33 protein-coding genes are annotated in these 24,440 nt (G+C 60.1%); 8 read left to right on the top strand and 25 right to left on the bottom strand.

Going from position 1 to position 24,440, the window contains the following annotated elements:
• Window positions 1–5: 5 nt before the first annotated feature.
• From rpsH to rpsJ, 16 genes are all read right to left on the bottom strand, one after another.
• Window positions 6–398, bottom strand: coding sequence for a 30S ribosomal protein S8 (gene rpsH, locus OKC41_RS14505; RefSeq protein WP_010672564.1), 393 nt, complete (start codon window positions 396–398; stop codon window positions 6–8).
• A gap of 19 nt (window positions 399–417) precedes the next feature.
• Window positions 418–723, bottom strand: coding sequence for a 30S ribosomal protein S14 (rpsN, locus tag OKC41_RS14500; RefSeq protein ID WP_005331161.1), 306 nt, complete (start codon window positions 721–723; stop codon window positions 418–420).
• A 10-nt stretch (window positions 724–733) separates the two neighbouring features.
• Window positions 734–1,273 (bottom strand): 50S ribosomal protein L5, encoded by a 540-nt coding sequence (gene rplE / locus OKC41_RS14495; RefSeq protein WP_005331162.1) that lies wholly within the window; start codon window positions 1,271–1,273, stop codon window positions 734–736.
• A 13-nt stretch (window positions 1,274–1,286) separates the two neighbouring features.
• Complete coding sequence (rplX, locus tag OKC41_RS14490) at window positions 1,287–1,604, bottom strand: 50S ribosomal protein L24 (protein WP_005307977.1); 318 nt, start codon at window positions 1,602–1,604, stop codon at window positions 1,287–1,289.
• A gap of 11 nt (window positions 1,605–1,615) precedes the next feature.
• Window positions 1,616–1,984 (bottom strand): 50S ribosomal protein L14, encoded by a 369-nt coding sequence (rplN, locus tag OKC41_RS14485; RefSeq protein ID WP_005307975.1) that lies wholly within the window; start codon window positions 1,982–1,984, stop codon window positions 1,616–1,618.
• A 148-nt stretch (window positions 1,985–2,132) separates the two neighbouring features.
• Window positions 2,133–2,381, bottom strand: a complete 249-nt coding sequence (gene rpsQ, locus OKC41_RS14480) for a 30S ribosomal protein S17 (protein ID WP_005307966.1) — start codon at window positions 2,379–2,381, stop codon at window positions 2,133–2,135.
• On the bottom strand, window positions 2,381–2,572 hold the full coding sequence (rpmC, locus tag OKC41_RS14475) for a 50S ribosomal protein L29 (RefSeq protein ID WP_005307965.1): 192 nt from the start codon (window positions 2,570–2,572) through the stop codon (window positions 2,381–2,383). Before rpmC ends, rpsQ begins: the two co-directional genes overlap by 1 nt.
• On the bottom strand, window positions 2,572–2,985 hold the full coding sequence (gene rplP, locus OKC41_RS14470) for a 50S ribosomal protein L16 (RefSeq protein WP_010672562.1): 414 nt from the start codon (window positions 2,983–2,985) through the stop codon (window positions 2,572–2,574). Before rplP ends, rpmC begins: the two co-directional genes overlap by 1 nt.
• 13 nt (window positions 2,986–2,998) lie before the next feature.
• On the bottom strand, window positions 2,999–3,712 hold the full coding sequence (gene rpsC, locus OKC41_RS14465) for a 30S ribosomal protein S3 (RefSeq protein ID WP_005331168.1): 714 nt from the start codon (window positions 3,710–3,712) through the stop codon (window positions 2,999–3,001).
• A gap of 3 nt (window positions 3,713–3,715) precedes the next feature.
• The gene (gene rplV, locus OKC41_RS14460; RefSeq protein WP_010672561.1) at window positions 3,716–4,060 is read right to left on the bottom strand and encodes a 50S ribosomal protein L22; all 345 of its coding nucleotides are present in this window, start codon (window positions 4,058–4,060) and stop codon (window positions 3,716–3,718) included.
• A 10-nt stretch (window positions 4,061–4,070) separates the two neighbouring features.
• On the bottom strand, window positions 4,071–4,349 hold the full coding sequence (gene rpsS / locus OKC41_RS14455) for a 30S ribosomal protein S19 (protein ID WP_005307960.1): 279 nt from the start codon (window positions 4,347–4,349) through the stop codon (window positions 4,071–4,073).
• 22 nt (window positions 4,350–4,371) lie between these two features.
• Window positions 4,372–5,193, bottom strand: a complete 822-nt coding sequence (rplB, locus tag OKC41_RS14450; protein ID WP_010672560.1) for a 50S ribosomal protein L2 — start codon at window positions 5,191–5,193, stop codon at window positions 4,372–4,374.
• A gap of 15 nt (window positions 5,194–5,208) precedes the next feature.
• The gene (rplW, locus tag OKC41_RS14445; RefSeq protein WP_342690021.1) at window positions 5,209–5,508 is read right to left on the bottom strand and encodes a 50S ribosomal protein L23; all 300 of its coding nucleotides are present in this window, start codon (window positions 5,506–5,508) and stop codon (window positions 5,209–5,211) included.
• The gene (rplD, locus tag OKC41_RS14440; RefSeq protein WP_005340616.1) at window positions 5,508–6,113 is read right to left on the bottom strand and encodes a 50S ribosomal protein L4; all 606 of its coding nucleotides are present in this window, start codon (window positions 6,111–6,113) and stop codon (window positions 5,508–5,510) included. The genes rplW and rplD overlap by 1 nt, the downstream gene beginning before the upstream one ends.
• Window positions 6,114–6,130: 17 nt before the next feature.
• Entirely contained in the window at window positions 6,131–6,763 is a 633-nt protein-coding gene (rplC, locus tag OKC41_RS14435) for a 50S ribosomal protein L3 (protein WP_010672559.1), read from the bottom strand.
• A gap of 22 nt (window positions 6,764–6,785) precedes the next feature.
• Entirely contained in the window at window positions 6,786–7,097 is a 312-nt protein-coding gene (rpsJ, locus tag OKC41_RS14430) for a 30S ribosomal protein S10 (protein WP_005307944.1), read from the bottom strand.
• A gap of 354 nt (window positions 7,098–7,451) precedes the next feature.
• Between rpsJ and OKC41_RS14425 the strand changes: the two genes are divergently transcribed.
• Window positions 7,452–8,366, top strand: a complete 915-nt coding sequence (locus OKC41_RS14425) for a DMT family transporter (RefSeq protein WP_183149188.1) — start codon at window positions 7,452–7,454, stop codon at window positions 8,364–8,366.
• Between the two features lie 35 nt (window positions 8,367–8,401).
• On the opposite strand, the gene envZ is transcribed toward OKC41_RS14425, so the two are convergent.
• Both envZ and ompR read right to left on the bottom strand, forming a co-directional pair.
• A complete protein-coding gene (envZ, locus tag OKC41_RS14420; RefSeq protein ID WP_010672557.1) occupies window positions 8,402–9,712 on the bottom strand; it encodes a two-component system sensor histidine kinase EnvZ in 1,311 nt (436 codons plus the stop codon).
• Complete coding sequence (gene ompR / locus OKC41_RS14415; RefSeq protein WP_010672556.1) at window positions 9,709–10,428, bottom strand: two-component system response regulator OmpR; 720 nt, start codon at window positions 10,426–10,428, stop codon at window positions 9,709–9,711. Before ompR ends, envZ begins: the two co-directional genes overlap by 4 nt.
• 202 nt (window positions 10,429–10,630) lie before the next feature.
• Here ompR and greB point away from each other — a divergent pair, with 202 nt between their 5' ends.
• Window positions 10,631–11,104, top strand: coding sequence for a transcription elongation factor GreB (greB, locus tag OKC41_RS14410; RefSeq protein ID WP_045522388.1), 474 nt, complete (start codon window positions 10,631–10,633; stop codon window positions 11,102–11,104).
• Window positions 11,105–11,372: 268 nt separating this feature from the next.
• Window positions 11,373–13,679, top strand: a complete 2,307-nt coding sequence (locus OKC41_RS14405) for a Tex family protein (protein WP_270672114.1) — start codon at window positions 11,373–11,375, stop codon at window positions 13,677–13,679.
• A gap of 58 nt (window positions 13,680–13,737) precedes the next feature.
• On the opposite strand, the gene OKC41_RS14400 is transcribed toward OKC41_RS14405, so the two are convergent.
• The 3 genes from OKC41_RS14400 to bioH form a co-directional block, all read right to left on the bottom strand.
• A complete protein-coding gene (locus tag OKC41_RS14400; protein WP_270672113.1) occupies window positions 13,738–14,499 on the bottom strand; it encodes a putative metalloprotease CJM1_0395 family protein in 762 nt (253 codons plus the stop codon).
• Between the two features lies 1 nt (window position 14,500).
• Entirely contained in the window at window positions 14,501–14,734 is a 234-nt protein-coding gene (locus OKC41_RS14395; RefSeq protein ID WP_010672552.1) for a hypothetical protein, read from the bottom strand.
• 72 nt (window positions 14,735–14,806) lie between these two features.
• Complete coding sequence (gene bioH, locus OKC41_RS14390) at window positions 14,807–15,571, bottom strand: pimeloyl-ACP methyl ester esterase BioH (protein WP_113069451.1); 765 nt, start codon at window positions 15,569–15,571, stop codon at window positions 14,807–14,809.
• 38 nt (window positions 15,572–15,609) lie between these two features.
• Here bioH and OKC41_RS14385 point away from each other — a divergent pair, with 38 nt between their 5' ends.
• Together OKC41_RS14385 and nfuA are read left to right on the top strand one after the other, a co-directional pair.
• On the top strand, window positions 15,610–16,338 hold the full coding sequence (locus OKC41_RS14385) for a ComF family protein (RefSeq protein ID WP_113069449.1): 729 nt from the start codon (window positions 15,610–15,612) through the stop codon (window positions 16,336–16,338).
• A 148-nt stretch (window positions 16,339–16,486) separates the two neighbouring features.
• Entirely contained in the window at window positions 16,487–17,065 is a 579-nt protein-coding gene (gene nfuA / locus OKC41_RS14380) for a Fe-S biogenesis protein NfuA (protein ID WP_010672549.1), read from the top strand.
• 69 nt (window positions 17,066–17,134) lie between these two features.
• Here nfuA and gpsA read toward each other — a convergent pair whose 3' ends face one another.
• The 3 genes from gpsA to OKC41_RS14365 are packed head-to-tail and all read right to left on the bottom strand — an operon-like array spanning window position 17,135 to window position 19,091.
• Entirely contained in the window at window positions 17,135–18,139 is a 1,005-nt protein-coding gene (gene gpsA / locus OKC41_RS14375; RefSeq protein WP_010672548.1) for an NAD(P)H-dependent glycerol-3-phosphate dehydrogenase, read from the bottom strand.
• Between the two features lie 2 nt (window positions 18,140–18,141).
• The gene (secB, locus tag OKC41_RS14370) at window positions 18,142–18,612 is read right to left on the bottom strand and encodes a protein-export chaperone SecB (protein WP_010672547.1); all 471 of its coding nucleotides are present in this window, start codon (window positions 18,610–18,612) and stop codon (window positions 18,142–18,144) included.
• A gap of 47 nt (window positions 18,613–18,659) precedes the next feature.
• Window positions 18,660–19,091 carry a rhodanese-like domain-containing protein gene (locus OKC41_RS14365; protein WP_010672546.1) on the bottom strand — a complete coding sequence of 144 codons (432 nt, stop codon included), beginning with the start codon at window positions 19,089–19,091 and terminating at the stop codon, window positions 18,660–18,662.
• A 348-nt stretch (window positions 19,092–19,439) separates the two neighbouring features.
• On the opposite strand from OKC41_RS14365, the gene gpmM reads away from it, so the two are divergent.
• The gene (gene gpmM / locus OKC41_RS14360) at window positions 19,440–20,969 is read left to right on the top strand and encodes a 2,3-bisphosphoglycerate-independent phosphoglycerate mutase (protein WP_270672112.1); all 1,530 of its coding nucleotides are present in this window, start codon (window positions 19,440–19,442) and stop codon (window positions 20,967–20,969) included.
• A gap of 9 nt (window positions 20,970–20,978) precedes the next feature.
• On the top strand, window positions 20,979–22,382 hold the full coding sequence (locus OKC41_RS14355) for a peptidoglycan DD-metalloendopeptidase family protein (RefSeq protein WP_045522399.1): 1,404 nt from the start codon (window positions 20,979–20,981) through the stop codon (window positions 22,380–22,382).
• A gap of 205 nt (window positions 22,383–22,587) precedes the next feature.
• Here OKC41_RS14355 and OKC41_RS14350 read toward each other — a convergent pair whose 3' ends face one another.
• A complete protein-coding gene (locus OKC41_RS14350) occupies window positions 22,588–23,238 on the bottom strand; it encodes a Qnr family pentapeptide repeat protein (RefSeq protein WP_128273078.1) in 651 nt (216 codons plus the stop codon).
• An 88-nt stretch (window positions 23,239–23,326) separates the two neighbouring features.
• Here OKC41_RS14350 and OKC41_RS14345 point away from each other — a divergent pair, with 88 nt between their 5' ends.
• Window positions 23,327–24,334, top strand: coding sequence for a substrate-binding domain-containing protein (locus tag OKC41_RS14345; protein WP_041212171.1), 1,008 nt, complete (start codon window positions 23,327–23,329; stop codon window positions 24,332–24,334).
• The last annotated feature ends 106 nt before the right edge of the window (window positions 24,335–24,440 follow it).

The following is a 24,440-nucleotide window of genomic DNA, read 5'->3' as shown; positions in this document are numbered from 1 at the left end:
TCCTATTAAGCGACGTAGCAGATGATCTCACCACCCATGCTTGCCTTGCGGGCAGCACGGTCGGTCATCACACCTTTAGACGTGGACACGATAGCAACACCGAGACCGCCCATGACTTTCGGCAGATCAGTAGTGCGCTTGTAAATACGCAGGCCGGGACGGCTCACGCGTTGGATCAGTTCTACAACCGGCTTGCCCTGGAAATACTTCAGTTCGATTTCCAGTTCCGGTTTCACGTCACCAGCTACGTTGTAGCCAGCGATGTAACCTTCTTCTTTCAGCACTTTGGCGATAGCCACTTTCAGCTTGGAAGAAGGCATGGAAACCGCAACTTTGCTCGCCGCCTGACCGTTACGGATGCGGGTCAGCATATCCGCGATCGGATCTTGCATGCTCATAGTCTAACTCCCGAGATTCTTACCAAGAGGCCTTTTTGAGGCCCGGAATTTCGCCCTTCATGGCATGCTCACGCACCTTGATGCGAGAGAGGCCAAACTTCCGCAGGAAACCGTGCGGACGACCAGTGATGTTGCAACGGTTACGCTGGCGGGACGGACTGGAATCACGGGGCAGCTGTTGCAGTTGCAAGACAGCATCCCAACGCGCTTCTTCAGAAGCGTTCATATCAACGATGATAGCTTTCAGCTCGGTACGCTTGGTCGCGAACTTGGCTGCCAGCTTCGCACGCTTTGCTTCACGTGCTTTCATGGATGTTTTAGCCATAACCCTAACCTTACTTGCGGAATGGGAAGTTAAAGGCAGCCAGCAGAGCACGGCCTTCTTCGTCGGTATTCGCGGAAGTGGTGATGGTGATATCCAGACCACGGACGCGATCGACCTTGTCATAGTCGATTTCCGGGAAGATGATTTGCTCACGCACGCCCATGGAGTAGTTACCACGGCCATCGAACGCCTTGGCGTTCAGACCACGGAAGTCACGGATACGCGGTACGGAGATGCAAATCAGCCGTTCCAGGAACTCCCACATACGCTCGCCACGCAGGGTTACTTTACAACCTATCGGGTAGCCTTCACGAATCTTGAAGCCCGCAACAGATTTGCGTGCTTTGGTGATCAGCGGCTTCTGACCGGAAATGGCAGCCATATCGGCAGCAGCATTTTCCAGCAACTTCTTGTCAGAGATCGCTTCACCAACACCCATGTTCAGGGTGATTTTCTCGATCCGAGGGACTTGCATGATAGTCTTGTAACCGAACTGCTTGGACAGTTCATTTACTACATCGGATTTGTAGTAATCATGCAGTTTCGCCATCGTTAAACTCCAATTACTTCACAAGTTCGCCGGTGGATTTGAAGAAACGGACTTTCTTGCCGTCTTCAATCCGGAAACCAACGCGGTCAGCCTTGCCAGTGGCAGAGTTGAACAGCGCGACGTTAGATACATCGATGGGGGCTTCTTTGGTGACGATGCCGCCAGCCTGACCCAGTGCGGGTACCGGCTTTTGGTGTTTCTTCACCTGGTTGATGCCTTCCACGATTACCTTACCTTTTGCAATCAGGACTTGAGTGACTTTGCCACGCTTGCCCTTGTCTTTGCCGGTAAGAACAATTACTTCGTCTTCGCGACGGATTTTAGCTGCCATCGTTCGACTCCTTACAGTACTTCGGGTGCCAGGGACACAATCTTCATGAACTTCTCGTTACGGAGTTCACGGGTCACCGGGCCAAAAATACGAGTACCGATTGGCTGTTGGTTGTTGTTAAGCAACACAGCCGCATTGTTGTCGAAACGGATGACAGAGCCGTCCGGACGACGAACGCCTTTACGGGTGCGTACGACCACCGCGTTATACACATCACCTTTCTTCACTTTACCGCGAGGAATGGCTTCCTTGATGGAAACCTTGATGATGTCGCCGATGCCGGCATAACGGCGGTGCGAACCACCCAGAACCTTAATACACATTACACTGCGAGCGCCGGAGTTGTCGGCAACACCCAGCATACTTTGCATCTGGATCATCTTAGTGCTCCGCTTTGTTTACTTCTTATCCCTGATGGGATCTGGCTGCCTTCAAAAGGCGCGAAACTATAACACAGCTATTTTTGAAAAGGTAGCCTAAAAAACAAACGGCCCCGATGGGGGGCCGTTTGGGCTAAAAAGTACCGAATTAGGCCTTTTCTACGACAGCAACCAGGGTCCAGGACTTGGTCTTGGACAGCGGGCGGCACTCGCGGATTTCCACGAGATCGCCAGCCTTGCACTCGTTGTTCTCGTCATGCACGTGCAGCTTGGTAGTGCGCTTGATGATCTTACCGTAGATCGGGTGCTTTACCTTGCGCTCGATAGCGACGGTGATGGACTTGTCCATCTTGTCGCTAATTACACGACCTTGCAGAGTACGGATCTTGTCAGTCATTACGCACCTGCCTTCTCAGTCAGTACAGTCTTGATACGTGCGACGTCACGACGCACTTGTTTCAGAGTGTGAGTCTGAGCCAGCTGGCCGGTGGAAGCTTGCATGCGCATGTTGAATTGCTCACGCAGCAGACCCAGCAGCTCCTGGTTCAGTTCTTCGACGCTCTTTTGACGCAGATCTTGGGCTTTCATCACATCACCGTCTTAATTACGAAAGTGGTCTGAACAGACAGCTTAGCTGCGGCCAGGGCAAACGCTTCACGCGCCAGAGCCTCAGGTACACCATCCATCTCGTACAGAACCTTGCCAGGCTGGATCGGGCAAACCCAGTATTCCACGTTACCCTTACCTTTACCCATACGAACTTCGAGGGGCTTTTCGGTGATGGGCTTGTCCGGGAACACACGGATCCAGATCTTGCCTTGACGCTTAACGTGACGGGTCATGGCACGACGGGCTGCTTCGATTTGACGAGCAGTCAGTTGACCACGAGATGTCGCCTTCAGGCCAAAGGTACCGAAGGATACTTCGTTACCGGCATTGGCCAGACCGCGGTTACGACCCTTGTGGGTCTTGCGGAATTTAGTACGCTTAGGTTGCAACATTTACCGAATCTCCTTACTTGGCAGCGCGGCGCTTGTTGTCACGCTTGGGCTTCGCAGGAGCTTGCTCTTGAGCAGCGGCAGCATTGACTGCAGCCAGACCGCCCAGAACTTCGCCCTTGAAGATCCAAACTTTAACGCCGATCACACCGTAAGTGGTGTGGGCTTCAGAAGTTGCGTAGTCGATGTCGGCGCGCAGGGTGTGCAGGGGCACACGACCTTCACGGTACCATTCGGTACGCGCGATTTCAGCGCCGCCCAGACGGCCGGAAACTTCCACTTTGATGCCCTTGGCACCCAGGCGCATGGCGTTCTGTACGGCGCGCTTCATAGCACGACGGAACATTACGCGACGCTCCAGCTGGGAAGTGATGCTGTCGGCAACCAGTTTGCCATCCAGCTCCGGCTTGCGGACTTCGGAAATGTTGATCTGAGCAGGCACGCCAGCGATTGCGGCTACAGCTTTGCGCAGTTTTTCAACGTCTTCGCCTTTCTTGCCGATCACGACGCCCGGACGAGCGGTGTGAATGGTCACACGGATGCTCTTGGCCGGACGCTCGATAGTGATCTTGGACAAGGAAGCGTTTTTCAGCTCCTTGGTCAGGAACTGGCGTACTTGGAAATCGCTGTACAGGTTGTCAGCGAAGTCTTTGGTGTTCGCGAACCAGGTAGAATTCCAAGGCTTGGTAATACCCAGGCGAATGCCATTAGGATGTACTTTCTGACCCATTGCTTATCTCCCAGCCTTAGCGTCGGATACCACTACAGTGATGTGAGCGGTACGCTTGAGGATACGATCCGCGCGACCTTTGGCACGCGGGCGGATGCGCTTCATGGAGGGACCTTCGTCTACCATGATGGTGGCAACACGCAGGGTGTCGATATCGGCACCTTCGTTGTGCTCAGCGTTGGCAATGGCAGATTCCAGCACTTTCTTCACCAGAACAGCAGCCTTTTTCGGGCTGAAGGTCAGGATGTTCAGAGCCTTGTCTACGGACAGACCACGTACTTGATCGGCTACCAGACGAGCTTTCTGGGCAGAAGTACGGGCATAACGGTGTTTAGCGATAGCTTCCATCATTTATCCCTTAGCGCTTCTTAGCCTTCTTATCAGCAGCATGGCCGCGATAAGTACGAGTCGGTGCGAATTCACCCAGTTTGTGACCGATCATTTCTTCGGTAACGAAAACCGGAACGTGCTGACGACCATTATGGACAGCGATGGTCAAACCGATCATGTTCGGGATGATCATTGAACGACGGGACCAGGTCTTAACCGGCTTTTTATCCCCGCTTTCCACCGCTTTCTCTACCTTCTTCAGCAAGTGCAGGTCGATAAATGGACCCTTCTTGAGAGAACGTGGCATGGTGATTCCTCTATGTTAACAATTACTTGTTACGACGACGTACGATGTACTTGTCGGTACGCTTGTTCTTACGGGTCTTGAAGCCCTTAGCCTTCTGGCCCCATGGGGACACAGGCTGCATGCCCTTGTTACGACCCTCACCACCACCGTGCGGGTGATCAACCGGGTTCATCGCCATACCGCGAACGGTCGGACGAATACCACGCCAGCGGTTAGCACCGGCTTTACCCAGTTGACGCAGCATGTGCTCGGAGTTACCCACTTCACCGATGGTAGCGCGGCACTCGGCCAGAACTTTACGTACTTCGCCGGAACGCAGACGCAGAGTTACATAGTTACCTTCACGAGCCAGGATCTGGATGAAAGTACCAGCGGAACGAGCCAGCTGGGCACCTTTACCAGGCTTCATCTCAACGGCGTGAACGGTAGAACCGACCGGGATGTTGCGCATCGGCAGGGTGTTACCTACCTTGATGGCAGCATCAGCACCAGAGGCGATTGCATCACCAGCTTTCAGGCCTTTCGGAGCCAGGATGTAACGACGCTCACCGTCTGCATACAGCACCAGGGCGATGTTTGCGGTACGGTTAGGATCGTATTCCAGACGCTCAACTTTGGCCGGAATGCCGTCTTTGTCGCGCTTGAAGTCGATCAGACGGTAGTGTTGCTTGTGACCACCACCGATATGACGAGTGGTGATACGACCGTTGTTGTTACGGCCACCGGACTTGCTTTTGCTGTCCAGCAGAGCGGCGAAGGGCTTGCCCTTGTACAGCTCTTGGTTGACGATCTTGACGACGTGGCGGCGGCCCGGAGAAGTAGGCTTGCACTTAACGATTGCCATTTTTCAGAACTCCTCTTACTCGGCTGCGCCCATGAAGTCGATGTCCTGACCAGCTTTCAGGGTCACATAAGCCTTTTTCCAATCGGAACGACGGCCTACGCGTGCACCTGCGCGCTTGGTCTTACCCTTCATGTTCAGGGTACGGACGGTCTCAACTTCGACCTCGAACAGTTTCGCAACTGCAGCTTTGACTTCCGCCTTGGTGGCATCAACAGCAACTTTGAACACGATAGTGTTCTGCTTTTCTGCGACCATGGTGCTCTTTTCAGAGATGTGCGGAGCCTTCAGAACTTTCAGCAGACGCTCTTCACGGATCATGCCAGCATCTCCTCGATTTGCTTAACTGCGTCAGCAGTCATCAGAACCTTGTCGAAAGCGATCAGGCTGACCGGGTCGATACCGGCAACGTCACGCACGTCAACTTTGTACAGGTTACGAGCAGCCAGGAACAGGTTCTCATCGACTTCAGCAGTCACGATCAGAACGTCAGTCAGTTCCATTTCTTTCAGCTTGGCGATCAGTTCTTTGGTCTTCGGCGCTTCGATGCCGAACTTCTCAACAACGATCAGGCGCTCTTGACGTACCAGCTCGGACAGGATGCTACGGATAGCGCCGCGGTACATCTTCTTGTTTACTTTCTGGCTGTGATCTTGCGGCTTAGCAGCAAAGGTCACACCACCGGAACGCCAGATGGGCGAACGGATGGAGCCAGCACGGGCACGACCAGTACCCTTCTGACGCCACGGCTTTTTGCCGCCACCAGACACTTCAGAGCGAGTCAGCTGCGCACGAGTACCCTGACGGGCACCAGCGGCATATGCAACGACAACCTGGTGAACCAGAGCTTCGTTGAATTCGCGCCCGAAGGTAGTCTCGGAAACTTCAAGAGCGCTCTTGGCGTCTTTCATTACCAATTCCATTACTATCTCCTCAGACGTTACGCTTTGACGGCAGGTTTGACGATCACGTTGCCGTTGGTTGCACCCGGTACTGCGCCTTTGATGAGCAGCAGGTTGCGTTCAGCGTCAACACGAACCAGTTCCAGGTTCTGAGTCGTTACACGCTCAGCACCCATGTGACCAGCCATCTTCTTGCCCTTGAATACACGGCCCGGGGTCTGGTTTTGACCGATGGAGCCAGGTACACGGTGGGACAGGGAGTTACCGTGGGTCATATCCTGGGTACGGAAGTTCCAGCGCTTAACAGTACCGGCAAAACCTTTACCCTTGGATGTGCCGGTAACGTCTACCAGCTTAACGTCAGCGAGAAGATCTACTTTCAGCTCGCTACCAACAGTGAAAGTTTCACCGTTGTTCAGGCGGAATTCCCACAGACCGCGACCGGCTTCTACACCAGCTTTGGCGAAGTGGCCAGCTTCCGGCTTGGTTACGCGGCTGGCTTTCTTGGCGCCAGTGGTAACCTGAATAGCGTTGTAGCCGTCGGTTTCTACAGATTTGACCTGAGTTACACGGTTAGCTTCAACTTCGATAACAGTCACCGGGATAGAAACGCCATCTTCAGTGAAGATGCGAGTCATACCCACTTTGCGACCTACAAGACCGATTGTCATTGTTATCAACCTCTTTCCGTAATTAACCCAGGCTGATCTGGACGTCTACACCAGCTGCCAGATCCAGACGCATCAGAGCGTCAACGGTCTTGTCAGTCGGTTCAACGATGTCTACCAGACGCTTGTGAGTGCGGATCTCGTACTGATCACGCGCGTCTTTGTTGACGTGCGGGGAGATCAGAACGGTGAAACGCTCTTTGCGAGTCGGCAGCGGGATAGGACCGCGAACCTGCGCGCCAGTGCGCTTAGCAGTTTCAACGATTTCCGCAGTGGATTGATCGATCAGGCGATGATCAAAAGCCTTCAGGCGGATACGGATTCTTTGGTTCTGCATTGACAGAGCTCCAATAGATAAAAGAACATAAATCAACACCGCCCGACCGGGATTACTCCCGCCAGAGGTGTGATTTTTCACGTTTCCTCCCATATCGGGAGGACTGTATGGCTGGCAACTCGTAAACGGGAAGCTCAGCAAGCAGACATATCGTCTGGCTGCCTCATGGGCAAGCGGAGGGGATTATACGGATTTTTTCCACTCACGCAAGTGAAGGCGGACAGATTGTGCGCAATGTTGTGTGGCGGATGGATCTCCCTGCGATCGGCCCATCGCCTTCGGCAAGATGGTAACGACAATGTTGCAAACAGGCTGATAGACTGCGCCCTCGCCCCTGTCTGCGGAACCCATCCCATGCTCAAGAATCAGAAGAAAGCCTACCAGTACGGGCTCTGTGCCGTCGCCCTCTGGTCCACGGTGGCCAGCGCCTTCAAGATCTCCCTCGCCTACTTTGAACCGGTACAGCTGCTGCTGGTCGCGGCCTGCACCTCGACCCTGACCCTGGGGTGCATCGTGGCCTGTCAGGGCAAACTGCCGCTACTGCTCGACTACATCAAGAGTCGCCCCCTCTACTACCTCGCTCTCGGGGTCCTGAACCCCTTTCTCTATTACCTGCTGCTGTTCAAGGCATATGATCTGCTGCCCGCCCAGCAGGCGCAGACTCTCAACTACACCTGGGCCATCACCCTCAGCCTGCTGGCCGTTCCCTTCCTCGGTCAAAAGCTGCGCCGCCGCGATGGCGTCGCCATCGTGCTCGGCTATTTCGGCGCCCTGGTGATCGCCACCAGGGGGGACGTGTTCGGTCTACAGTTCGACAGCCCCCTCGGCGTCACGCTGGCGCTGGTGTCGACCCTGATCTGGGCCGGTTACTGGATCCTCAACACCCGCAATCAGGGGGATCCCGTCGTCAGCCTGCTGCTCGGCTTCCTCATCAGCCTGCCCTTCATCATCGTGGCGACCTGGTTGCTCTCGGACTTTGCCATGACCGCCTGGCAGGGATGGGCTGGCGCCATCTATGTGGGGCTGTTCGAGATGGGCTTCGGTTTCGTGCTCTGGCTGATGGCACTGCGCCACGCCACCAACACGGCCCCCATCAGCAACCTCATCTTCATCTCGCCGTTTGCCTCTCTGGTGCTGCTCAACCTGTTGATCGGCGAAGCCATTCACCCGGCAACCCCCATCGGGCTGGTTCTCATTGTCGCCGCCCTGCTTATCCAGCAACTCAAATATGGCAAGCGCTACCGCAAGGTGAGCGACCCCCACCCCTGACAGACAAAGGGCGCATCTCTCGATACGCCCTGCTTTCAATCCATCCACTCCAGCGGCTGGTTCTTGGGTAGCCGGATCTCCACCTGCAAGCCCCCCAGTTCGGAGCGCCCCAACCTGATGGTGCCGTGATGCTGGGAGACTATCTTGGCAACGATGGCCAGCCCCAGCCCACTCCCGCCACCGGTGCGCGCCACATTGCCCTGGGTGAAGGGCTTGAGCACCCGGGAGTAGTCCTCTTCTGCGATCCCCGGGCCATTGTCGGAGAGTCGCAGCCGCACCCAGTGGCCATCATCCCTGAGCTCGGCCTGCAACCGGGTCGCGCCATAGCGCAGGGAGTTGCCCGACAGATTGTTGAGGATACGGCGAATACTGATGGGATGGCAGGCCACACGCACCGCCTCCTCCGGCAGGAGCAGCTCCACTTCCAGTCCCTGATCGGTCTGCATCAGCAACGCATCGTGAATGAGCTGGGTCAGGTCGACGGGCCGGGCATCGAGCCCCTCGTTCGGGCGAATGTAGTCGATGAACTGATCGATGATGCCGTTCGACTCATCGATGTCCGCATTGATGCTCTCCTTGAGGTACTCATCCCCGGAGGACATCATCTCGGTCGCGAGACGAATACGGGTAAGAGGGGTGCGCAAATCGTGGGATACCCCGGCCATCATCAGGTTGCGCTCCTCGATCAGCCCCTTGATGGAGCTCGACATGTGGTTGAAGGTGCGGGTCAGGCGGCGCACCTCCCGCGAGCCCTGCTCCCCCAGGGCATCGGGAAAGTTGCCGCGCGCTACCGCCACGGCCCCCGCTTCCAGATCCTCCAGCGGCCGCACCAGCTGACGGGCAAAACGCCAGGCTGCAAACAGGGTCACCACCAGCAAGACGCTCATATAGAGGATGAGCGGTTCGATGTCGTCATCTTCAATTTCCGTCAGGGGAATGCGCACCCACATCTGGCTGGCCTGGGGAGGCTGGATCCAGATGATGTAGTGATCCTGGATTTCAACCCTGACCCTGGTATCCCCTTTCAATTCGCGGCTGATGCTCTGCTCCAGATAGGGGTAGGGCTTGGAATCATTCAGCCCGTGCTGCTCCGCCTCGCTCTGGGTATAGATGTCGCTGCCAGTGGTCACATAGACCAGCGCCTCGGCATCTTCACTGAGCGCCAGCTGGTTGTTGTCCACCGGGAAGATGAGTTTGACCTGGTTTGCCAGCAGGTGGCTGATCTGCTTGACGGTCGGCGCCAGCAGGTAGTTGTAGAAGGTAACGTAGGAGACGACTTGATAGACCACCAGCACGGCAGCCAGAAACCAGAGCATGCGGGAGAACATGCTGCCCACTTTCTTCATGCGTTCTCACCGTCCGGTACGAACACATACCCCAGACCCCAGACGGTCTGCAGATAGCGGGGCTGGGCCGGGTCCTGTTCCAGCAGGCGGCGCAGGCGGGAGACCTGCACATCGATGCTGCGCTCGGTGGCCGTGTACTCGCGACCACGGGCCAGGTTCATCAGCTTGTCACGGGAGAGCGGTTCGCGAGGATGACTCACCAGCACCTTGAGCACGGCGAACTCCCCGCTGGTCAGGGCAACCGGTTCGCCATCACGACTCAGTTCACGGGTCGCCAGATTGAGCTGGTAGGCCCCGAAACTCACCATCTTCTCCGCCGCGGAAGGGGCGCCGGGCAGCTCCACGGTATGGCGGCGCAGCACGGCGCGGATCCGGGCCAGCAGCTCACGGGGGTTGAACGGCTTGGGCAGATAATCGTCGGCCCCCATCTCCAGACCGACGATGCGATCCACTTCGTCCCCCTTGGCGGTGAGCATCAAGACAGGGATCTGGTTGCCGGCCTCGCGCAGGCGGCGGCAGATGGAGAGGCCGTCTTCCCCCGGCAGCATCAGATCAAGCACCATCAGGCTGAAGTTTTCACGCGTCAGCAGGCGATCGGCCTGCTCCCCGTTGGCGACACCCCGCACTACAAACCCCTGCTCGGTGAGGTAGCGCTCCAGCAAGGAACGCAGTTTCAGATCGTCGTCCACCACCAGGACCTTGTATTGCTGACTCATTGCCACCTCTCTTTTCTGTCTCCCCTCATACTAGAGCCGCCCCCTGCAACCACAAAGCATAAATATGTTACCGGTTATTGCCCTCATTCGGCCCCGGAGCCGGGAAGGATGGATGGCCAGCTCTGCTTTTTGCTCGACAGGGCGGCGACAATGACTAAGATCCCGGGCAACCGGATGCAATTGGCGAGGGAGTGATAACCCCATGAAAACCAAACTCATTACCCGTGAAGGCTACACCAGGCTCCGGCAGGAGCACGACATGCTCTGGCGGGAGGAGAGGCCCGATGTCACCAAAAAAGTAGCCTGGGCGGCGAGCCTGGGTGATCGCAGCGAGAATGCCGATTACCAGTACAACAAGAAACGCCTGCGGGAGATCGACCGCCGGGTTCGCTACCTGCGCAAGTGCCTGGAAGAGCTGACCATAGTCGACTACTCCCCCTCCCAGGAGGGCAAGGTCTTCTTCGGCGCCTGGGTCGAGGTGGAAAACGACGAGGGTGAGACCAAGCGCTTTCGCATCGTCGGCTATGACGAGATCTTCGGCCGCAAGGATTACATCTCCATCGACTCCCCCATGGCCCGTGCCCTGCTCAAGAAAGAGGTGGGCGATGAAGCCTTGGTGCAAACGCCAGTGGGTGACGCCTGCTGGTACGTCAATGAGATCAGCTATCCCAAATAAGCCAGGCCGACCCTGACTGCCAAATCGGCTGACAAGGCCAGGAGAGACCGAGCATGTCCGCCCACCGGGTATGAGAAACGTCATTTCTGCCGGGGTGGCATCCCGCTGCCCGACCCCATATAGTGCTCACACCCGGCGCCTTGCGGCGCCAACCGGCCCGCGCGGCAGTGGCCTGGCAGGTATCTAAAGTATCGCCAGGACAGACCCCCTGATCGGCGACATAGCCCCACGCTGGCCAGTTAGACAGGACCCGACCAAGAGACCCTCGATGCAAAGCCACGTAATAGAACATCAGATCGCCGGTGAGCTGAATGCCCGCCCGGAACAGGTGCAGGAAGCCGTTCGCCTGCTGGACGAAGGCGCGACCGTTCCCTTCATCGCCCGTTACCGCAAAGAGGTGACCGGCGGTCTGGACGACAGCCAGCTGCGTACCCTGGAGAGCCGCCTCGGCTACCTGCGTGAACTGGCGGATCGCCGCCAGGTGATCCTGCGCTCCATTGAAGAGCAGGGCAAACTGACCCCCGAGCTGGCCCGCGAGCTGAACGACGCCGACAGCAAGACCCGGCTGGAAGACCTCTACCTCCCCTACAAGCCCAAGCGGCGCACCAAGGGGCAGATGGCCATCGAGGCGGGGCTGGAGCCACTGGCGGATTTGCTGCTGGGTGACCCCATGAAGGATCCCGAACAGGAGGCGGTTCGCTTCCTCAATATCGAGCAGGGGATCACCGACGGCAAGGCCGCCCTCGACGGTGCCCGCTACATCCTGATGGAGCGTTTCGCCGAGCAGGCGGATCTCCTTGAGAAGTTGCGGGACTACCTGTGGCACAACGCCACCCTGCGTGCCCGCGTAGTGGCAGGCAAGGAGCAGGAAGGGGCCAAGTTCAAGGACTACTTCGAACACGACGAACCCCTGCACAAGGCCCCCTCCCACCGGGTGCTGGCCATGTTGCGCGGCCGCAACGAGGGGATCCTCAACCTGGCGCTGGTCGCCGGCGACGATGAGGGTACCAGCCCCTGCGAAGGGATCATCGCCCATCACCTCAGACTCAACCTGCAACACCGCCCGGCCGACAAGTGGCTGCAGGGGGTGGTGAGCTGGACCTGGAAGATCAAACTGTCCTTGCAGATGGAAACCGAGCTGATCGGCCGCATCCGCGAATCGGCAGAAGACGAGGCGATCAAGGTGTTCGCCATGAACCTCAAGGATCTGCTGATGGCAGCGCCGGCTGGCATGCGCTGCACCATGGGGCTGGATCCCGGCATCCGCACCGGGGTCAAGGTGGCGGTGGTGGATGCCACCGGCAAGCTGGTCGATCACGCGACCATCTATCCGTTCGAACCCAAGCGCCTGGTTGACCAGAGTCTCAAGACTCTGAGCGAGCTGTGCCAGAAGCACAAGGTCGAGCTCATCAGCATCGGCAACGGCACCGCATCCCGGGAAACCGACCGCCTGGTGAACGATCTGTTCGAGCGCTACCCGGCCGCCAAGGCGCAGAAAATCGTGGTCAGTGAAGCGGGGGCATCGGTCTACTCCGCCTCCGAGCTCGCCTCCCAGGAATTCCCGGATCTCGACGTCTCCATTCGCGGCGCCGTCTCCATCGCCCGCCGGCTGCAGGATCCCCTGGCAGAGCTGGTCAAGATCGACCCCAAGAGCATAGGTGTCGGTCAGTACCAGCACGATGTCGGCCAGAGCCAGCTGGCCCGCCGCCTCGACGCGGTGGTCGAGGATTGCGTGAACGCGGTGGGGGTAGATGTGAATACCGCCTCGGTCGCCCTGCTCAACCGGGTTTCCGGCCTCTCCCAGACCCTGGCCCAGAACATCGTCGCCTACCGGGACGAACACGGCGCCTTCAAGAGTCGTCAGCAGTTGCTGAAAGTAGGCCGACTCGGGCCCAAGGCATTCGAGCAATGCGCCGGCTTCCTGCGCATTCGGGGCGGCAGCAACCCGCTGGACGGCTCGGCGGTGCACCCGGAATCCTACCCGGTGGTGGAGCGGATCCTCGCCAAGCTGGAGCAGACCGTGGACAGCCTGCTCGGCAACAGCAGCCTGCTGCGCACCCTCAAGCCCACCGACTACACCGACGAGCAGTTCGGGGTGCCTACCGTCACCGACATCATCGGCGAGCTGGACAAGCCCGGCCGCGACCCGCGTCCCGAGTTCAAGACCGCCACCTTCAAGGAAGGAGTGGAGAAAATCAGCGATCTGGTGCCCGAGATGGTGTTGGAGGGTGTGGTCACCAACGTCACCAACTTCGGCGCCTTCGTCGACATCGGCGTCCATCAGGACGGGCTGGTGCACATTTCTTCCCTCACCGATCGCTTCGTCAAGGATCCCCGCGAGGTGGTCAAGGCCGGTGACATCGTCCGGGTCAAGGTGCTGGAAGTCGACGTACCGCGCAAACGCATCAGTCTGACCATGCGTCTGGATGAGAAAGCCGGCCAGCCTGCCCGCAAACCGGCCGAGCCGCGTCACACCGGCAACACCCGACCGAAACAGGCGCCCCGTCAGAGCGCTCCGACCGAGGGTGCCATGGGCAACGCCTTCGCGGCTGCCCTGTCGAAACTGAAGAAATAAGCCCCCAGAATGCAAAAAAGCCCCGAAAGGGGCTTTTTCATGCCTGCACGGAGCGGGATCAGACGTCCTGACTCAGGCTATGCGGGGAGGCTGGCCTCACCGCTTGCTGATAGTGCCTGGCAATCACCTGGTTTCGATTGTCCATATAAGCACCGAGCGGGCCTGTGGTTTCCTGCCTGAGGGTCATCAGATCCTTGCGGGCCTGTGCCTCCTTGCCAGAGGCGGCACGGGCCACACTCATGTCTTGTGACGATGGTTCATCGGGAGCCAGTGCTGCGGCACGCACCTGCTGCATCTTGGCGATGGTCGCGGCGGGATCCCCGGGAATGGTCCCCATGTCGATGACCACCTCCCCCCCGGTGGCATAACGCTTGCCATCCGGCCCACGGGAAAACTGGTAGGTAGGGCTCCCCGCATGCTCGCCGCCGGCTGACTGGTGCGCCTGCTCGTGCTTGCGAACTTCGAGATCCCGTTCGACCAGCGCAGCCACCTGACGCTGCTGCTTTTGCTGCTCCTGCTGTTCACCCTCCTGACGTTGTCGACGCTCCCCCTCCTCCCCCGTTGCCTCGACAAAACGGTGCGCCACCATCACGGGGCCAGTCTGGCTGTTCTCTTTCGTGGACGAGGATGGGGCGGCGGGATTGGCCTGGGCGGCCCGGGCTCTCTCTTTCTGGGAACCGACGCCGGACTCGGCGTTGGACGCTTCGCTCTGGCGGCTGGGGGGTACCAGTTCTGCGCGGCGGTTGTCAGTCTGTGCCGATTCCGTCTGCGGCTGCAGTTGATTCGGAATGATGGTCGGCAGACTGACGTTGATGTTCATGTCACACCCGGATATCGATCAGTGTGCCCAGCATGTCGCTGGCCGTCTGGATCACCTTGGCGGATGCCCCGGCATGCAGCTCGGCCACCTTGAGATTCACCAGTTCATCCGGCAACTGCACCTGATCACCCGCTGGCGTATTGAGACGGGCGATCTGGCTGGAAGCCTGGCCAGCCAACTGCTCGGCCCGTTGGAACCCCTGCACGCCCGCCGTCATGGCTGATTCGATACGCATTGGCACACTCCTCTGTAGGGTTGGCTAATTATCCACCAACCTGACGAGTTATTGAAGCCTGCCGCTCAAATCTCAGTCAATGAACCGCCGCAGGAGGGTGATGAACTGCTCTGGATGGGAGATGAAGGGAGCATGGGATGCCTTCTCCAGCACCAGACTGTGGCTGGCAGGGTAACGCGCATCCAGCAAGGGAATGGCGGCCTTCGGCACCAGGGTATCCAGCCTGCCGTAAAGACGCAGCCAGGGCAGATCCAGGCCGATCAGTTCATCCCGCAGATCGACCTCGGCCAACAGGCCCAGACCCGCCTCCAGGGCCGCAAGCCGGGGAGCGGGTCGCTCCGCCAGCCAGTGACGCAACTGGCGAATGTCGTTTCTGGCGTGCTCGCTGCCCATGGCCTGGATCGCGAGGAAGCGCTCTATGGTCTGCATGAAGTCGCCGGCCAGCATCTGGTTGAACCCCGCCAGCACCTTGGGGGCAATCCCGGGCCACTCGTCGCGGGCCATGAAGCAGGGAGAGCTGGCTACGGTAATGAGAGAGTGAAGGCGCCCAGGCATGGTCAGCGCCAACTGGCTCGCCACCAGACCACCGAGGGACCAGCCGAGCAGATGGCATTTTTCAGGCAATATGGCCGCCACCTGCTCTGCCAGCCAGGGCAGGGTGTAGTCTGTCCCTGCTTGCAGGGGGCTGTTGCCAAAGCCGGGCAGGTCCACCAGATGCAGCCGATAGTGGGCAGCCAGTTCTTGGGCAATACCGTGCCAGACGGCCCCGTTCATGCCCCAGCCATGCAACAACACCAGGTCCGGGCCCTGGCCAAACCGCTCAACCGATACGCTCATCTAGACTCAAGATCCCTGTTTATCTGCTTGGAGCCTGCATGTTAAAGCGGCTGCTCGCCAAAGCAAGTCCGATCCTTGGCACCCAGTCCGACTGGCTCGGTCTGTGCCTGCTCTGTCGCCAACCCTGTGACGAGACGCCCTTGTTGTGCTCCTGGTGCCGCCACGCCCAGCGCCAGCACGACAGACGATGCCTGATGTGTGCAGCACCGCTGCCGGAGCAACATCGCGAGAGCGAACTGCTGTGCGGACGCTGCCAGCGCAGACCCGCCCCCTGGGAGCGTTTGCAGGTGATCGGCGATTATCAGGCACCTTATGCCCAACTCATCCCCCGGCTGAAGTATTCCGGTCAGATCCTGCTCGCGCCGCTGCTTGCCCGCCTGCTGGCAGACCATCTGGATCTCGCCAACCCGCCGCAGGTCATCATTCCGGTTCCCCTGCACTGGTGGCGCCAGTGGTGGCGAGGCTTCAATCAGGCAGAAGAAATCGGCCATGCCCTGAGCGCACTCACCGGCATTCCTTGCGACACCCGCGTACTGTGCCGGACAAGGTCGACCCCGCAACAGACCCGGCTCAGTGCCGGCCAGCGGCGACGCAATCTGCGTGGCGCCTTCGAAATGGCACCTCACCACTACCGGCATGTGGCACTGCTTGATGATGTGGTCACCACGGGCGCCACCGCAGGTCAGCTCACCCGGTTGCTTCATGAGCACGGCGTCACCACGGTAGAGGTGTGGGCCATCTGCCGTACCCTCCGACACCTGAAATAACCGGGCAGGGATCCGGCCCGGGAGGCCGCTGGCGGCATGATTCCGATACGCCCGGGCTCACAGGCTCGCCATCGGCACGCTACCCAAGCCCCGCCAAGCGAGTTATCATGAATACCCTAGTCGTACACTCAGGTTTATGAGGATAGTGATGATCAGCATTTCCGACACCGCCCAGGCCCACTTCCGCAAGTTGCTGGAGAAGCAGCCTGATGGCACCAACATCCGGGTGTTTGTGGTCAATCCGGGAACCCAGAATGCCGAGTGCGGCGTATCCTATTGCCCACCCGACGCGGTCGATCCGGAAGATCAGCACCTGCCCTTCAGCGGCTTCGACTGCCTGGTCGATCCCCTGAGCGCCCCCTTCCTGGTGGATGCCACCATCGACTTCGTCACCGATCAGATGGGCTCTCAGCTCACCCTGAAAGCCCCCAACGCCAAGATGCGCAAGGTGGCCGACGACGCCCCGCTGATCGACCGCATCGAGTACGTGTTGATGTCCGAGGTGAACCCCATGCTGGCCGGTCACGGCGGCAAGGTCACCCTGGTCGAGCTGACCGACGACAAACTGGCCATCCTGCAGTTTGGCGGCGGTTGCAACGGTTGCTCCATGGTCGACTACACCCTGAAAGAGGGGATCGAGAAGCAGCTGCTGGAGAAATTCCCGGGCGAGCTCAACGGCGTCAAGGATGCCACCGAGCACCAGCGCGGCGACCACTCCTACTACTGATTTGCCCCCTTGCGGCAAAGAAAAGGCCCCGCCAGCTGGCGGGGCCTTTTGCATGCTGCGGCTGGCAGATCACTCGTCCTTCTTGTCTCGCGACAGCAGGGCGATGGCCGCCTCTTTCGGGTTCTTGCCTTCGTACAGCACCTTGAAGATCTGTTCGCAGATGGGCATCTCGACGCCACAGCGGGCCGCCAGCAGATGCACCTCCTTGGTGTTGCGATAGCCTTCCACCACCTGGCCTATCTCGGCCATGGCGGTGTCAACCGACTTGCCCGCTCCCAGCGCCAGACCGAAACGGCGGTTGCGCGACTGGTTGTCGGTACAGGTCAGCACCAGATCCCCGAGCCCCGCCATCCCCATGAAGGTCTTGGCGTCGGCCCCGAGGGCGGCGCCCAGACGCTGCATCTCCACCAGGCCCCGGGTGATGAGCGCAGTTCTGGCGTTGGCGCCAAAGCCGAGTCCGTCAGAGAGACCGGCACCGATGGCGATGACGTTCTTGACCGCCCCGCCCAGCTGCAGACCGATGAAGTCCGGATTGGTATAGACCCGGAACGAGCGGCCGCAGTGCAGCAGGTGGGAGAGATCGTCGGCAAAGTCGTCGTGGGTCGAGGCCACCGAGATGGCGGTCGGCAGACCGGCGGCCAGCTCGCGGGCGAAGGTCGGGCCCGAGATGACCGCCAGTGGAATGGCATCCCCCAGCACCTCCCGCGCCACCTCTTGCAGCAGACGGCCGCTGTCCGGCTCCAGCCCCTTGGTCGCCCAGGCGATCCGGGTATCCGGGCGCAGGAAGGGTTTGACCCGGGCCAGTACCTGGCCGAACACATGGCTCGGCACCACCAGCAGCAGCACGGGAGCGGCTTGCACCGCCGCCTGCAGATCCGACGTCAGTTGCAGATCGGCCGGGAAGGGGACATCCGGCAAGAATGCCTTGTTGCAGCGATCCTGTTCCAGCTCGGCGACATGGGCAGGGTCGTGACCCCACAGCAGGGTCGGATGACCGTTGCGCGCCAGAGAAATGGCAAGGGCGGAGCCATAAGACCCCGCCCCCAGGACCGAGATTGCGATCTGGTCGGCCATTATCAGGCTTCCGCAGTCGCCTGCTGGGCCTGTACCTGCGCCATGTGCTGGGCGAACAGGGCGTCGAAGTTGACCGGTGCCAGGTTCAGCTGCGGGAAGGAACCCTTGCTCACCAGGTTGGACACCGCTTCGCGGGCATACGGGAACAGGATGTTCGGGCAGAAGGCCGCCAGGCAGTGGGCCAGTTGCGGCTCAGGCAGGTTGCCGATGGTGAAGATGCCGGCTTGCTGCACTTCGCACAGGAAGGCGGTCTCGGTTTCCAGCTTGCAGGTGACAGTCAGGGTCAGCACCACTTCATAGACGCTGTCGGCCAGGACATTGGTCTTGGTGTCCATGTCCAGCTTGACGTCCGGCTGCCACTCTTTCTGGAAGATGTGCGGAGTATTCGGAGCTTCGAAGGAAACATCCTTGGTGTAGACACGCTGGATGTGGAATTCCGGTTGCACTTCCTGGTTGTTGATTTCGTCAGCCATTTCGTTTGATTCCTTTTTAAGATAATGAGTGGGCGCAGGCCCTTAAATCAGCGTTTTTTGGTCACCGGCAGATTGTCTGCACGCCATTGGGCCATGCCACCGCTGAGCACATACACCTGCTTGAAACCGGCCTTGCTCAGTTGGCGACCCGCGCCACCAGCGGTCATCCCCGACTCGCACACCACTATGATGGGGGCATCCTTGTGCTTTTCAACCGGACCCAGATTATTCGCCTGGATCTGGGCGAGCGGCAGGTGATGGGCCCCGGCCAGATGACCCTTGGCAAATTCATCCTGACTGCGAATGTCCACGACGGTGGCATTTTCACGGTTGATAAGCAGGGTAGCGGCGTGGTTGTTGACCGCCTTCACCGGAGAAAAACGAGCACGCACAGTGGTGTACACCAGGGTGCCTGCCAGGCCCAACCAGGCTGCGGTCAGCAGCGGATTGCGGGCCGCGAAATCCAAATACTCTTGCATCTTCTACTATCCAGGGACCAAGACAAGGGCCCGAGTATACATGGGGCCCTGCATAAGATCAGCCATCTTGGCGGCAAAGCGAGAGCAAGCTCCCATCAGGGATGGCTGCCGATTCTTCCTCCTCCAACCGGGCCGAACGAGAGGATGCGCCATGCCGAAAAGAGGGGCGAAACAGAGGAAAACCCGCCGAGGCAGACAAGCCGGCAACATGCCTAAAACAGCGGGATAACAGTTAAAAAGCGAGGCTGGAGAGGGACTTGGCTATCAGGTGACTATTTCGGCAGATGTAGTAATATTACGCTAGTTTCACTTCCCGCAATTCATTCCTATCCGAGAGGACATAGCCTTATGTCAACAGCTAAGAAACCGCTGGTTCTGGTCATCATGGACGGTTGGGGCTACAGCACCAAGCAAGAGTACAACGCCGTTGCTGCTGCCAAGACCCCCAATCTGGATCGCCTGGCCCGTGACTACACCAGCACCCTGATCTCCGGCTCCGGCCTGGACGTGGGTCTGCCGGACGGCCAGATGGGCAACTCCGAAGTGGGCCACACCAACATTGGTGCCGGTCGCGTCGTCTATCAGGAGCTGACCCGCATCTCCAAGGACATCCAGGACGGCGACTTCTTCCAGAACGTCGAGCTGGCCAAGGCTGTCGACGCTGCCGTGACCAAGGGCAAGGCCGTGCACATCATGGGTCTGATGTCCCCAGGTGGCGTACACAGCCACGAAGAGCACATCATGGGCATGATCGAGATGGCCGCCAAGCGTGGCGCCGAGCAGATCTACTTCCACGCCTTCCTGGATGGCCGCGACGTCCCGCCGCGCAGTGCCCAGTCCTCCATCGAGCTGTTCGACGCCCTGTTTGCCCGACTGGGCAAGGGTCGTTTCGCCTCCATGATCGGTCGTTACTACGCCATGGACCGCGACAACCGCTGGGATCGCGTGCAGCAGGCCTATGACCTGATGACCCAGGGCAAGGGCGAATTCACCGCTGACAACGCCACCGACGCGCTGGCCGCCGCCTATGCCCGCGACGAGAACGACGAGTTCGTCAAAGCCACCCGCATCGGCGACGCTGTACCGATGGAAGATGGCGACGCGCTGATCTTCATGAACTTCCGTGCCGACCGCGCCCGCGAAATCACCCGCGCCTTCGTCGATACCGACTTCACCGGCTTCGCCCGCACCGCCACCCCGGCCCTGCACTTCGTGATGCTGACCGAATACGCGGCCGACATCAAAACCGCCTGCGCCTATCCGCCCACCGCCCTGGTCAACACCCTGGGCGAGTGGCTGGCCAAGCAGGGCAAGACCCAGCTGCGCATCTCCGAGACCGAGAAGTACGCCCACGTCACCTTCTTCTTCAACGGTGGCGAAGAGGCCTGCTTCAGCGGCGAAGATCGCGAAATCGTGGCGAGCCCGAAAGTGGCTACCTATGACCTGCAGCCGGAGATGAGCTCCGAAGAGCTGACCGACAAGCTGGTTGCGGCCATCAAGAGCGGCAAGTACGACGTCATCATCTGCAACTACCCGAACGGCGACATGGTCGGCCACACCGGCGTGTTCGATGCGGCCGTCAAAGCCTGTGAAGCGGTCGACCACTGCATCGGTCGCATCACCGACGCCCTGGCGGAAGTGGGTGGCGAGTGCCTCATCACCGCCGACCATGGCAACGCCGAGAAGATGATGGACGAAGAGACTGGTCAGGCCCACACCGCCCACACCAATCTGCCGGTTCCCCTCATCTACTTCGGTCGTAAAGCCGAGGTCGCCGAAGGTGGCAAACTGTCCGACCTGGCCCCCACCATGCTGACCCTGATGGGTCTGCCGGTGCCGCCGGAAATGACTGGCAAGCCCCTGATGATTCTGAAATAATCCTGCCCCATGCGGGGATGCGAAATTATTTCACAGAAAACCAGTCGCGTCGGCCTGTTGGTCGGCGCGCTGTTTTTTTGCCTGATCGGCGGTACCGGCACAGCCCAGGCTGCGAACCAGCAGCTGGGGGCCATGCAGTCCCAGATCAAGGAACAGCAACAGACCCTCAAGCTCAGCAAGCAGGAGCTTGCCAAGCTCAACACCCAGCTCAAGGCTGACGAGCAGGCCATTTCGGCTGCCGCCGCCAAACTCGAGCAGACCAGACAGCAACTCCGGCAGAACCAGCAGAAGCTGGCGTCCCTGCAGCAGGACAAGCTGGCACTGGAGCAACAAGCAAAACATCAGAAACAGTTGCTGGCCAAGCAGGCGGAAAGCGCCTTCCAGGCGGGCAACCACGATTACCTCAAACTGCTGCTCAACCAGCAGGATCCGGCCAAGCTGAGCCGCGCCCTCGACTACTTCGACTACCTCAACAAGGCCCGCATCGAGGCCATTGAAGCCCTGCGCGCCACCCGTGACAAGCTGGCCAAGAACCAGCAGGCCACCAGAGAGACCGAGAACCGCCTCCAGACCCTGCTCGGCGAGCAGCAGGAGCATCACCAGAGCCTGCTGGCCAGCCAGCAGAGCCGTGCCAAGGTGCGCAACCAGTTGCAGCAATCGGTGCAGGCCGACGAGCAGAAGCTCGACAAGCTGGTCAAGGCGGAGAAGGCGCTCAAGGCGCGGCTGGAAGAGCTGCGTCGTCAGCAGGAAGAAAAGGAACGCCGCGAACGGGCCGAGCGGGAGCGCCTTGCCAAGATCAAGGCCGAGCAGGAGCGCCAGCGCCGTCTGGAGGCCCAGCGCCTGGCAGCCGAACAGAAACGCATCGAGGAGCAGCAGCGGATCGCCGCCCAGCAGCGCCAGGTCGGCGAACAGCAGCGGCTGGCGGCCCAGCAGCAACGCGTCGCCGAACAGCAGGCCAAGGTGGCGCAGCAGCAAGCAGCCGCCCGCAACAGCGCCAAGGCAAGCAGCAACGGCTACGGCGGTCTGAGCACGGGTGGCAACCTGCGCTGGCCGGTGCAGGGCCCCATCCTCATCTCCTACGGCTCGCCACGTACCGCCGAGCTGAAGTGGAAGGGCACCCTGATCGGCGCCAGCGAAGGGACCCAGGTCAAGGCGGTGGCACCGGGACAGGTGGTCTACGCCGACTGGCTCGACGGCTTCGGCATGCTGCTGGTCATCGACCACGGCAAGGGCTACATGAGCCTCTACGGCCACAACCAGTCGCTGCTGCGCCAGGTGGGACAAAAGGTGGAGCAGGGTGAGCCCGTGGCCCTGGTCGGCGACAGCGGCGGACAGGAGCGCTCCGGCCTCTACTTCGAGATCCGCTATCAGGGCGAGGCCATCAACCCGACCAAGTGGCTGGCCAGACGCTAAGCCCGCCTTGGCGGTGCTCGAGTGGAGTCCGCTACCTCATCCCCAGCCCTTCTCCCGCGAGGGGGGCAGGGAGCAAAAGACAGCAACACCGCGTCGTTTACCACTTCACCTGACAAAAAGTCTGCATCGCGCAGGCTTTTGCTTGCCAGGGGGGGCACCACACCGCCCGCCCCGATGATGAAAACTTACCTCTTTTCCACCCCGCTCAGGGGAAGACCACCAGCCCGATCTGCTCCAGCAGCCCCTGCTGCTGATCTTCATTGATCTGCACCCCGGCGAGGTCGACCCGGCGCAGATCCAGGCCGGGCAGATCGCACTGGCGCAGATCGCACCCTTGCAGGTTGAAGCTGGTCCAGTCGATTTGCCCGAACTCGGAGCCGCTGAGATCCGAGCCTGCCAGGGAGGCGCCCAGCAGGTTGGCCCCCTGCCAGCGGTTGCCGGCAAGCTCGCACCGCTCCAGCAGGCAGCTTTCGAAGTTGGCGTAGCTGAAGTTGTTGCCGGTGAGGTGGGCTTCGCAGAAGTAGCTTTTGGCGGTGATCCGGTTGGCGAAGCTGGCGTGGGCGAAGTTGATCCCCATGGCCTGGCAGTCGCGCATCTCCAGCCCAAGACACTGGCTGCGGCCGAAGTCCGCCAGGGTGAGATCGCAGCGCAGGAAGCTCGCCTCCCGCAGATCGCAGCCCTGAAACAGGCATCCCAGCTCCCGTTCCCTGTCATAGAAGCTGCAGTCGACGAAGCGGCTCTCCCCGAGATCGAGCCAGGAGAAGTGGCAGCCGATGAAGCGGCACCCCTGGAACTGCTCCCCCTCCACCTCCTGCTGCTCGAAGTGGACCCCCTCGAAACACCTGCCCTTGATCATCCCCTGCCCCCTATTGATGGCGTCATATGCTGACATTGCCGTGCAAAAACGGTAATGTTACGTGTAACATTTTTTGCCGGATCCCCAGATGAACGACACCCGCAAGCGCCGCCCTACCCTGCAGGACATTGCCGACCTGACCGGTGTCACCAAGATGACCGTCAGCCGCTACCTGCGCGACCCGTCCGCCGTGGCCGAAGGGACCCGCGAGCGCATCGCCGCCGCGGTGGAGGAGCTCGGCTACATCCCGAACCGGGCGCCGGACATGCTGTCGAACGCCACCAGCAAGGCGATCGGCATCCTGATCCCCTCCCTCTCCAACCAGGTCTTCTCGGCGGTGATCCACGGCATCGAGGCGGTGACCCGGCCCGCCGGCTACCAGACCCTGCTCGCCCACTACGGCTACAGCCCGGAGCGGGAGGAGGAGCAGGTCGCCTCGCTCCTCTCCTACAACGTGGACGGGCTCATCCTCTCGGACACCCAGCACACCGAGCGCACCCGCAAGATGATCGCCACCGCCGGCATCCCGGTGGTGGAGACTATGGATCTGCCCCTCTCCCCCATCGACATGGTGGTGGGCATGGATCACCGGGCCGCCGCCCGGGCCATGGTAACAGAGATGCTGCGCCGGGGACGGCGCAAGGTGATCTACCTCGGCGCCCGGCTCGACGTGCGCACCCAGTTGCGAATGGAAGGCTACTACCAGGCGATGGCCGATTTCGGTCTGACCGGCCAGCACCTGCTGACGGAGCAATCCTCCAGCTTCACCCTGGGGGGAGAGCTGCTGGCCCAGGCCATGGCGCGCTTCCCCGATCTCGACGGCCTGTTCTGCACCAACGACGACCTGGCAGTGGGAGCCCTGCTGCAATGCCAGGCCAGGTGGATCCCGGTACCCCAGCAGGTGGCCATCGCTGGCAGCAACGCCCTCGACATCGGCCACGCCATGACCCCCAAGCTCGCCAGCATCGTCACCCCCCGCGAGACCATAGGTCGCGAAGCCGCCATCATGCTGCTGGCCCGCCTCGGCGGCCAGCCGGTGGCGACCAGGTGCAAGGACATCGGCTTCTCCCTCTATGAGGGGGAAAGCCTCGGCTGATCCCCGGCCATCATGGCGCGTTCGACCGCCATGATGGCGCCTTCCCCCCTCTCCCCTCGCCGTCCCCTGGCCTATGCTGGCTCCTCCATCCCCCCTGTCAGGAGCA

The sequence above is a fragment of the Aeromonas sp. QDB17 genome (genome assembly GCF_027705305.1).
In the GTDB taxonomy this organism is placed as follows: Bacteria; Pseudomonadota; Gammaproteobacteria; order Enterobacterales; family Aeromonadaceae; genus Aeromonas; species Aeromonas caviae.
This window is presented reverse-complemented; position numbering and strand designations above follow the sequence as displayed.

What these genes read in the sequence shown, in the direction of transcription:
- rpsJ (WP_005307944.1), bottom strand. Translation starts at nt 7,097, where the DNA reads ATGCAGAACCAAAGAATCCGTATCCGCCTGAAGGCTTTTGATCATCGC.
- ompR (WP_010672556.1), bottom strand. Translation starts at nt 10,428, where the DNA reads ATGAGTCAGCAATACAAGGTCCTGGTGGTGGACGACGATCTGAAACTG.
- rplN (WP_005307975.1), bottom strand. Translation starts at nt 1,984, where the DNA reads ATGATCCAGATGCAAAGTATGCTGGGTGTTGCCGACAACTCCGGCGCT.
- OKC41_RS14400 (WP_270672113.1), bottom strand. Translation starts at nt 14,499, where the DNA reads ATGAACATCAACGTCAGTCTGCCGACCATCATTCCGAATCAACTGCAG.
- secB (WP_010672547.1), bottom strand. Translation starts at nt 18,612, where the DNA reads ATGGCTGACGAAATCAACAACCAGGAAGTGCAACCGGAATTCCACATC.
- OKC41_RS14355 (WP_045522399.1), top strand. Translation starts at nt 20,979, where the DNA reads ATGCGGGGATGCGAAATTATTTCACAGAAAACCAGTCGCGTCGGCCTG.
- greB (WP_045522388.1), top strand. Translation starts at nt 10,631, where the DNA reads ATGAAAACCAAACTCATTACCCGTGAAGGCTACACCAGGCTCCGGCAG.
- rplE (WP_005331162.1), bottom strand. Translation starts at nt 1,273, where the DNA reads ATGGCGAAACTGCATGATTACTACAAATCCGATGTAGTAAATGAACTG.
- OKC41_RS14425 (WP_183149188.1), top strand. Translation starts at nt 7,452, where the DNA reads ATGCTCAAGAATCAGAAGAAAGCCTACCAGTACGGGCTCTGTGCCGTC.
- rpsQ (WP_005307966.1), bottom strand. Translation starts at nt 2,381, where the DNA reads ATGACTGACAAGATCCGTACTCTGCAAGGTCGTGTAATTAGCGACAAG.
- nfuA (WP_010672549.1), top strand. Translation starts at nt 16,487, where the DNA reads ATGATCAGCATTTCCGACACCGCCCAGGCCCACTTCCGCAAGTTGCTG.
- rpsS (WP_005307960.1), bottom strand. Translation starts at nt 4,349, where the DNA reads ATGCCACGTTCTCTCAAGAAGGGTCCATTTATCGACCTGCACTTGCTG.
- rplP (WP_010672562.1), bottom strand. Translation starts at nt 2,985, where the DNA reads ATGTTGCAACCTAAGCGTACTAAATTCCGCAAGACCCACAAGGGTCGT.
- rpmC (WP_005307965.1), bottom strand. Translation starts at nt 2,572, where the DNA reads ATGAAAGCCCAAGATCTGCGTCAAAAGAGCGTCGAAGAACTGAACCAG.
- rpsC (WP_005331168.1), bottom strand. Translation starts at nt 3,712, where the DNA reads ATGGGTCAGAAAGTACATCCTAATGGCATTCGCCTGGGTATTACCAAG.
- envZ (WP_010672557.1), bottom strand. Translation starts at nt 9,712, where the DNA reads ATGAAGAAAGTGGGCAGCATGTTCTCCCGCATGCTCTGGTTTCTGGCT.
- rplD (WP_005340616.1), bottom strand. Translation starts at nt 6,113, where the DNA reads ATGGAATTGGTAATGAAAGACGCCAAGAGCGCTCTTGAAGTTTCCGAG.
- rplB (WP_010672560.1), bottom strand. Translation starts at nt 5,193, where the DNA reads ATGGCAATCGTTAAGTGCAAGCCTACTTCTCCGGGCCGCCGCCACGTC.
- gpsA (WP_010672548.1), bottom strand. Translation starts at nt 18,139, where the DNA reads ATGGCCGACCAGATCGCAATCTCGGTCCTGGGGGCGGGGTCTTATGGC.
- OKC41_RS14345 (WP_041212171.1), top strand. Translation starts at nt 23,327, where the DNA reads ATGAACGACACCCGCAAGCGCCGCCCTACCCTGCAGGACATTGCCGAC.
- rpsN (WP_005331161.1), bottom strand. Translation starts at nt 723, where the DNA reads ATGGCTAAAACATCCATGAAAGCACGTGAAGCAAAGCGTGCGAAGCTG.
- OKC41_RS14350 (WP_128273078.1), bottom strand. Translation starts at nt 23,238, where the DNA reads ATGATCAAGGGCAGGTGTTTCGAGGGGGTCCACTTCGAGCAGCAGGAG.
- rplX (WP_005307977.1), bottom strand. Translation starts at nt 1,604, where the DNA reads ATGGCAGCTAAAATCCGTCGCGAAGACGAAGTAATTGTTCTTACCGGC.
- bioH (WP_113069451.1), bottom strand. Translation starts at nt 15,571, where the DNA reads ATGAGCGTATCGGTTGAGCGGTTTGGCCAGGGCCCGGACCTGGTGTTG.
- rplC (WP_010672559.1), bottom strand. Translation starts at nt 6,763, where the DNA reads ATGACAATCGGTCTTGTAGGTCGCAAAGTGGGTATGACTCGCATCTTC.
- gpmM (WP_270672112.1), top strand. Translation starts at nt 19,440, where the DNA reads ATGTCAACAGCTAAGAAACCGCTGGTTCTGGTCATCATGGACGGTTGG.
- OKC41_RS14405 (WP_270672114.1), top strand. Translation starts at nt 11,373, where the DNA reads ATGCAAAGCCACGTAATAGAACATCAGATCGCCGGTGAGCTGAATGCC.
- OKC41_RS14395 (WP_010672552.1), bottom strand. Translation starts at nt 14,734, where the DNA reads ATGCGTATCGAATCAGCCATGACGGCGGGCGTGCAGGGGTTCCAACGG.
- rpsH (WP_010672564.1), bottom strand. Translation starts at nt 398, where the DNA reads ATGAGCATGCAAGATCCGATCGCGGATATGCTGACCCGCATCCGTAAC.
- OKC41_RS14385 (WP_113069449.1), top strand. Translation starts at nt 15,610, where the DNA reads ATGTTAAAGCGGCTGCTCGCCAAAGCAAGTCCGATCCTTGGCACCCAG.
- rplV (WP_010672561.1), bottom strand. Translation starts at nt 4,060, where the DNA reads ATGGAAGCTATCGCTAAACACCGTTATGCCCGTACTTCTGCCCAGAAA.
- OKC41_RS14365 (WP_010672546.1), bottom strand. Translation starts at nt 19,091, where the DNA reads ATGCAAGAGTATTTGGATTTCGCGGCCCGCAATCCGCTGCTGACCGCA.